This is a genomic window from Pseudomonas sp. PS02290 (genome assembly GCF_029960075.1).
Taxonomy (GTDB): Bacteria; Pseudomonadota; Gammaproteobacteria; order Pseudomonadales; family Pseudomonadaceae; genus Aquipseudomonas.
In genome coordinates this window covers 1-5,896 of sequence record NZ_JASCOY010000170.1, presented here as the reverse complement: position 1 = coordinate 5,896, position 5,896 = coordinate 1, and the positions used below count along the sequence as shown (strand labels likewise).

The window sequence follows — 5,896 nt, the reverse complement described above, 5'->3', positions numbered from 1 at the left end:
CATCAAAGCCAAGGCGACCATGGGTGACTACACCGGTCAGCTGGGTGGTCTGGCGGTGATCGCCATGCACTCGGCAGTTCACACCGAGCTGTCCATTCAGAACCAGATCGACTTCACGCCGATTGCCGATCAGGACCCTGACTTCAAGGGCACCTTCCAAGGTATGCGCGTGGTGGTTGATGACGGTATGCCTGTCATCGGCACCGGCGCCACGGCCAAGTACCTGTCGGTCATCTTCGGCCCGGGCGCGATGGGCTTCGCTGAGCAGCAGCCAGAAGGTGAAGACGGTCTGGAATACGATCGCACGCCAGATCGCGGCAATGGTGGTGGTGCTGAAACCCTGTGGACTCGCCGGAACTACGTGATCCACCCGCTGGGCTACAGCTTCACCGGCGCCAAGATCACCGGCACCCCGACCACCTCCCGTCCGATCTCGGCGAACTGGGCAGACCTGGCCGACGCCACCAACTGGGAGCGCAAGTTCGCTCGCAAGCAGGTTCCGCTGGCGTTCATCACCTCCACCGTCTCGGCGTAACCGACATCCAGCCCTCATTGAGGGCTGGACCTCCACAGGAGAAACACCATGTCTGTCCAGAAAGACAATCACATCGACCCCGACCTGAAAGCGCGCTGGGGCTTTGCTGGCACTCCGGGCGCCATCACCGTAGGCCCTGAGACCGTTGGTGAAACCGGCGGCGTTGACCACGCGCGCACTCGCATCGAGGAGAACGGTGGTCGCAACAGCGGCGGCGGCGCCGAGCCATCCCTCGAAGCACTGCAGCTCGACGCTGTAAACGCCCTGGCTGCTGGTTTGGAGGCTGGCGTCCTCAACCCAGTCGAAGGCGATGGCCCTGCGCTGCGCATTCATCAGGCCCTCAGTGGTATTCAGTCGAACATGCAGAGCTTGGCCGATAGCCGTGACGAAGCACTGGCTAAGTCTGCCGAGCTGCAAAAGCAGGTGGACGATCTGCAGGCCCAGGCTGACAAAGCCCGCCAGGACGAAGCAGAGGCGAAGGAAATCGCCGAGCTCAAGGCAAAGCTGGACGCAGCCAAAGTCACCTACCGCGCCAACGCCTCGAAAGAGTCGCTGCAAAAGCAGGTAGACGATCTGCCGAAGTCGTAACACCCGGGGCTTCGGCCCCACTCATTCAAGCGGAGGCCAGATGGCAACCTACATCACCGTGGCGGACGTTGACGCCATCCTGGGTGCCGACTGGGCGCCAGATGACAAGAAGGCCCGCGCGGTGCTGCAGGCCAACGCCTATCTGACCTCCCTCAGCCTCGCCGGTGTCGATATGGACGCCATCCCTGAAGAGGTCAAGCAGGCTGGCGCCGAGCTGGCGGTGGTCGCCTCTCAGGGCAAGCTCTACCAGCAGCAGACCTCTGGCACGCTTTCCGCGAAGACGGTCAAGGCTGGCTCTGTCTCGACGAGCAAGACGTTCGCCTCGATCGACAGCAGCAAGTCCACCTCGCTGCCCGACGGCGTCCAGTTCGCGCTGGGGCTGCTGAGCCCTTGGCGCGCCAGTGCATTCAGCTTCAATGTCTACAGGTGAACCATGGGTATCCGCGAAGAGATACAGGCCGACATGGCCGAGGCGTTCGACACTGACCTCGCCGATGCGGTATTGCCATTCACCGGTGGCATAACGCTGCCTGGCGCATGGGACCCTGTCACTGAAACCGGCGGTGATCCGGTGGTGATTGCCTACAGCGGACGTGGCGTGTTCGACAGCTTCAAGATCGCCCAGGCCGACGGCGTCAACATTCGCGCCACTGACCAGCTGCTGATCGCGCTCACGAACGAAACAATCGGCGGCATCCCGGACATCGGCCACAAGATCAACGGCTTCGACGTGGTCAACGTTCAGCTCGACCCGGCCGGCGCCCATTACGAGATCCAGCTGAGGAAAACCTGATGGCTAAGGCAGGTTGGAGCCACAGCCTCACCGAGTTCGCCGACCAGGCAGGCGAAGACATCACGCAGATGGCCCGCGCCATTGGTATAGCCATGCTCACCGAGGTGGTGAACCGCTCACCGGTCGGTAATCCTGACCTGTGGGAGGCGAATAAGGCCCTGCGGTCGAAGAACACCGCACTGGCAGACGCCTACGATGCAAACGTCGATACGCGCAACGCTAGCAACACCGGCAAGAAGAAGTTCAAGAAGCTGACCCAGCGTGAGCGCAAAGAGAACTTCTACGTGGACGCCAAGGCGGCGGGGAAGAGATACATCGGCGGCACGTTCCGGGGCAGCCACATGGTTTCCATCGGTGCGCCGGATATGTCAGTCGTCGAGAACGTTGACCCCTCCGGCCGTGAAACCATCAGCAAGGGCTCGATGCTCATCAGGGCGTCGGGCAAGTTTCCCGTGATCTACATCCAGACCAACAGCCCCTACGGCGAAATGCTGGAGCTGGGCCATTCCACGCAGGCGCCGGGCGGCGTGTACGACCTGGCCTTTATCGGCGTGAGTGAGGCCTACAAATGACCTTCGAACAAATCCGTGCGGTGATCACCGCACGCATGGTGGCCTTCACCGGCATCGAGGAAGCGCGCGTCGACTATCCGAACCAGCCTGCGGTCTTCACGCCGCCGGATACCGGACTGTGGTGCCGACTGAACATCCAGTACGCCACGGCATTCATGGCGGGCATGGCGGACAAGCCATATACCCGCAAGCCCGGGCAGATCAGCATCCAGTGCTTCGCCCGGGAGCGCACTGGCACCAAAGCCATTACCGAACTGGCCGACGCACTCGAAGCGCACTTCGCTTATTGGTCGTCCGGCGATCTCGAATGTCAGGAGGTCAGCCAGGTGATCGCCGGTGAGTTTGAGGGCTTCTACCAGATCAACGTAAACATCCGGTTCCGCGCCGGCTGATCGCGATACCAAACGCCCGCCCGCGCCTATGCGGGCTTTTTTATGCCCGCAGATAGGAGACACCCATGTCCTCTGGCGCCAAAGTCGTTTCACACATCATCGCCGAGGTCACGCCCGGCGTTACCCCGGTCGGCACCTGGGACACGCTTCGCCTGACTGGCAACGCACTGACCCCGACCGTCAACACTCAAGTCAGCGACGAGATCACTGACACGCGCCTCAGCCAAGGCTCCGTCGCGACCAGCATCGATATCGGCGGCGATCTCACTGGCGAGTTCTCGTTCGGCACCTTCGACAAGCTGCTCGAAGCTGCCTTCTACGGCGTGTGGACCAACGATGTGCTGCGCGTGGGCGACACCCGCCATACGTTCTCGATCGCCAAGGGCTACACCGACGTCGGCGTCTACGGCCTGTTCAAAGGTGCGCACGTCTCGACCTTCGCGCTGGACATCCCGTCCGACGGCAAGATCACCGCAACCTTCAACATGGCTTGCCTTGATTACACCGACGGCACGGTTCCGATTGTCGTTACACCCAATGCGCCGACCACCACGCCGTTCCTGTCGAACATCAACGTCGGCACGATCCTGGTGGACGGTCAGTCGCTCGAAGGCGTGGCCTGCGTCTCGGCCATGACGATCAATCTGGACAACAGCCTGCAAACCCAGCGCTGCCTGGGCTCTGACAGCCTCGGTCCAGGCGCGCACATCGCCACCGAGGCAGCCATCACCGGCAGCATCACCCTGGCGTGGTCGGCACGCGCGTACACCATCTGGAAGAACACCTTCACCCGTCTGCCTATCGCGATCGTTTTCCCGATCACCGACAGCCTGGGCAACAAGTACACCTTCAACTTCCCAGCCGTGGAAGTGGACGGCGAGCTGCCAAGCGGCGGCAAGCGCGACCTGGTGGAGGTGACGCTGAACTACACCGTCGCCAAGCTGAGCCCGACAATCACTCGATTGGCTGCGGCCGCTCCAGCTCCTTGACCCTTTTGGCTGCTCCGGTCTAACGCCGACCGGGGCGGCCCTTTTTATTGGCGTGGCGTAGAGGTTTGACATGGCTCTGAAAATGACCAAAAAGGAATCGCCGAGCACCGCTGCGAAGTGGGTTCAGTTCGACGATGACACGAAGATTCAGCTTGCCGGGCTCGACAATGCCGAGTACCAGGTCGCGATGGAGCGGATGCGCCGCCGCATTCAGCGCAACGACTCCCAGTTCGACGAAGGTGATGTAGGCGTGATCGCCGGCGAACGCACCGAGCACCAGAATCAGTGCATGCTGCTCAGCCACTTCATCGTCAAGGATTGGGCGGGCGTGCAGGATGCAGAAGGCAATCCGCTGAAGTTCGCACCGAACGTTGCTGCTGACCTGCTGGAAGCGAACATTGAGTTCTTCATCTTTGTTCTGCGCGAGTCCGGCAAGATCTCTTCCGAGGCTCGGGCTGAACTCGCACAAACCGTGGGAAAGTCGTCGCCCGCTTCGAGTGGGAAAAGGAGTGGGCCGGCCAAGCCGAGAAAAGGCGCGCCATCTACCAGCGCCTCCGCCTGACAGTTCCCGACGAACCGCCGACCGATGCACTCACTGCCTACCTGCTGAACACCTTCCACAACATCTGCCGCGGCCGCCGCTTCCTGACGAGCATGGCCGGGGCGTTCCCGCTGCCGCTCGGCGGCCGTGAGATATCCGACTGGCTGGATTCGCATCCGCCACTCTTGCCGCGTGACGATATGGACGAGGTCATGTTTGCGCTGGATGCGGTGTGCCTGGCTGCTGATGACGAGTGACTTTGTGGATGCCTCATCCGTGGTGATAGATTAGGGAAAATCAATGGAAGCGAGGCAAACATGAAGTTCACGTCTTTAGTGCTGGTAGCCCTGGTGGCTATCTCTTCCGTGTCTGCTATGGCTGAGGTCGACACCTGCAAAAAGATTTCTGGCTTGGCTCAGGAGGCTATGCAGGCTCGTCAGGATGGTGACCTGCTTCAGGATTCAATGGCGAAGATCGGCGACGGCAGCAAGTTCGCCAAAGATGTGGTGATGAAGGCTTACGAGAAACCAGTCATGACTGGAAAGGACAATAAGCGGCAGGCTGTTCGCGAGTTTCAGAACGAAGCCTACAGAGTCTGCTACAACGCCAATAACTGAATCATGAATCGAACAAGCCCGCTTCGGCGGGTTTTTTAATGCCCGGAGAAAAGCATGGCTCAGACATCCCGCTTGGTGCTGGAAATCGATAGTCGGGACGCTGAGCAAAAAGCAGCCGATACGCGCAAAGCGCTAGAAGCCCTGGAAGGCGCAGGCCTTCGCGTAAAGCCAGCGATGGATAGGGCGTCTGACGGGCTTGAGGAAGTAGGTCAGTCAGCAGACAAAGCAGGCGCCCAAGTCAAAGAGCAAAGAGCGTCGCTGGAAGCTTTGCTGGGTAGCATTGACCCGGTGACACGCAAACTCGGAGAGCTGGACAGGCAGGAAAAGGAGCTGGCACGAAATCGAAAATTAGGCCTGATCGACACCGACACTTTCAATGACTACCAAGGCAAGATCAACACCACCCGGGCGGATCTGGGTCGCTTCAATGCTGACATGACCAGGACCGGCATTACAGCCAAGCAGACGGCTGCGGCGTTGCGTGGCGTTCCTGCGCAGTTCACCGACATCGCAGTATCGCTTCAGGGCGGGCAAGCACCTCTCACTGTGTTCCTGCAGCAGGGCGGCCAACTCAAGGATATGTTCGGCGGTGCGGGACCGGCAGCAAAGGCCTTGGGCGGTTACGTCCTTGGGCTGATCAACCCGTTCACAGTTGCAGCTGCAGCCGTCACCGCGCTGGGCGTTGCGTATTACCAAGGATCGAAAGAGCAAGATGCATATCGCATTGCGCTCGTCACCACCGGCAACGCTGCGGGCACGTCAACCTTGGCGCTGGCAGAGATGGCAAAGCGCATCAGCGCTACGGTTGGCACCACGGGCGAAGCCGCGGCCGCCCTGGCACTGTTAGCTGGGAACGGAAAGATCACGAG

General features: G+C 60.7%; 10 protein-coding genes and 1 pseudogene. All 11 read left to right on the top strand.

Annotation, left to right across the window (positions count from 1 at the left end; all coding sequences use genetic code 11):
• Positions 1–535 (top strand): annotated as a pseudogene (locus tag QMX88_RS28540) (hypothetical protein); the annotation flags it as partial.
• A 48-nt stretch (positions 536–583) separates the two neighbouring features.
• Positions 584–1,123, top strand: a complete 540-nt coding sequence (locus QMX88_RS28535) for a hypothetical protein (RefSeq protein WP_282373597.1) — start codon at positions 584–586, stop codon at positions 1,121–1,123.
• 40 nt (positions 1,124–1,163) lie between these two features.
• Entirely contained in the window at positions 1,164–1,553 is a 390-nt protein-coding gene (locus tag QMX88_RS28530) for a protein singed (protein ID WP_282373595.1), read from the top strand.
• 3 nt (positions 1,554–1,556) lie between these two features.
• Complete coding sequence (locus tag QMX88_RS28525) at positions 1,557–1,916, top strand: hypothetical protein (protein ID WP_282373593.1); 360 nt, start codon at positions 1,557–1,559, stop codon at positions 1,914–1,916.
• Complete coding sequence (locus QMX88_RS28520) at positions 1,916–2,488, top strand: HK97 gp10 family phage protein (protein WP_282373592.1); 573 nt, start codon at positions 1,916–1,918, stop codon at positions 2,486–2,488. The genes QMX88_RS28525 and QMX88_RS28520 overlap by 1 nt, the downstream gene beginning before the upstream one ends.
• On the top strand, positions 2,485–2,880 hold the full coding sequence (locus QMX88_RS28515) for a phage tail terminator-like protein (protein WP_282373590.1): 396 nt from the start codon (positions 2,485–2,487) through the stop codon (positions 2,878–2,880). The genes QMX88_RS28520 and QMX88_RS28515 overlap by 4 nt, the downstream gene beginning before the upstream one ends.
• Positions 2,881–2,945: 65 nt before the next feature.
• Positions 2,946–3,869, top strand: a complete 924-nt coding sequence (locus QMX88_RS28510) for a phage tail tube protein (protein WP_282373589.1) — start codon at positions 2,946–2,948, stop codon at positions 3,867–3,869.
• Positions 3,870–3,939: 70 nt separating this feature from the next.
• Positions 3,940–4,431 (top strand): hypothetical protein, encoded by a 492-nt coding sequence (locus QMX88_RS28505; RefSeq protein WP_282373587.1) that lies wholly within the window; start codon positions 3,940–3,942, stop codon positions 4,429–4,431.
• A 92-nt stretch (positions 4,432–4,523) separates the two neighbouring features.
• On the top strand, positions 4,524–4,667 hold the full coding sequence (locus QMX88_RS29490; protein WP_336620253.1) for a hypothetical protein: 144 nt from the start codon (positions 4,524–4,526) through the stop codon (positions 4,665–4,667).
• Between the two features lie 60 nt (positions 4,668–4,727).
• Positions 4,728–5,027, top strand: a complete 300-nt coding sequence (locus QMX88_RS28495) for a hypothetical protein (protein WP_282373586.1) — start codon at positions 4,728–4,730, stop codon at positions 5,025–5,027.
• Positions 5,028–5,081: 54 nt separating this feature from the next.
• Positions 5,082–5,896, top strand: an 815-nt coding sequence (locus tag QMX88_RS28490; protein ID WP_282373584.1) for a phage tail length tape measure family protein, incomplete at its 3' end; no start/stop codon positions are given.

Bases quoted from the DNA above. Each gene is read 5' to 3' on its own strand.
- QMX88_RS28535 (WP_282373597.1), top strand. From the start codon at position 584: ATGTCTGTCCAGAAAGACAATCACATCGACCCCGACCTGAAAGCGCGC.
- QMX88_RS28530 (WP_282373595.1), top strand. From the start codon at position 1,164: ATGGCAACCTACATCACCGTGGCGGACGTTGACGCCATCCTGGGTGCC.
- QMX88_RS28525 (WP_282373593.1), top strand. From the start codon at position 1,557: ATGGGTATCCGCGAAGAGATACAGGCCGACATGGCCGAGGCGTTCGAC.
- QMX88_RS28520 (WP_282373592.1), top strand. From the start codon at position 1,916: ATGGCTAAGGCAGGTTGGAGCCACAGCCTCACCGAGTTCGCCGACCAG.
- QMX88_RS28515 (WP_282373590.1), top strand. From the start codon at position 2,485: ATGACCTTCGAACAAATCCGTGCGGTGATCACCGCACGCATGGTGGCC.
- QMX88_RS28510 (WP_282373589.1), top strand. From the start codon at position 2,946: ATGTCCTCTGGCGCCAAAGTCGTTTCACACATCATCGCCGAGGTCACG.
- QMX88_RS28505 (WP_282373587.1), top strand. From the start codon at position 3,940: ATGGCTCTGAAAATGACCAAAAAGGAATCGCCGAGCACCGCTGCGAAG.
- QMX88_RS29490 (WP_336620253.1), top strand. From the start codon at position 4,524: ATGGCCGGGGCGTTCCCGCTGCCGCTCGGCGGCCGTGAGATATCCGAC.
- QMX88_RS28495 (WP_282373586.1), top strand. From the start codon at position 4,728: ATGAAGTTCACGTCTTTAGTGCTGGTAGCCCTGGTGGCTATCTCTTCC.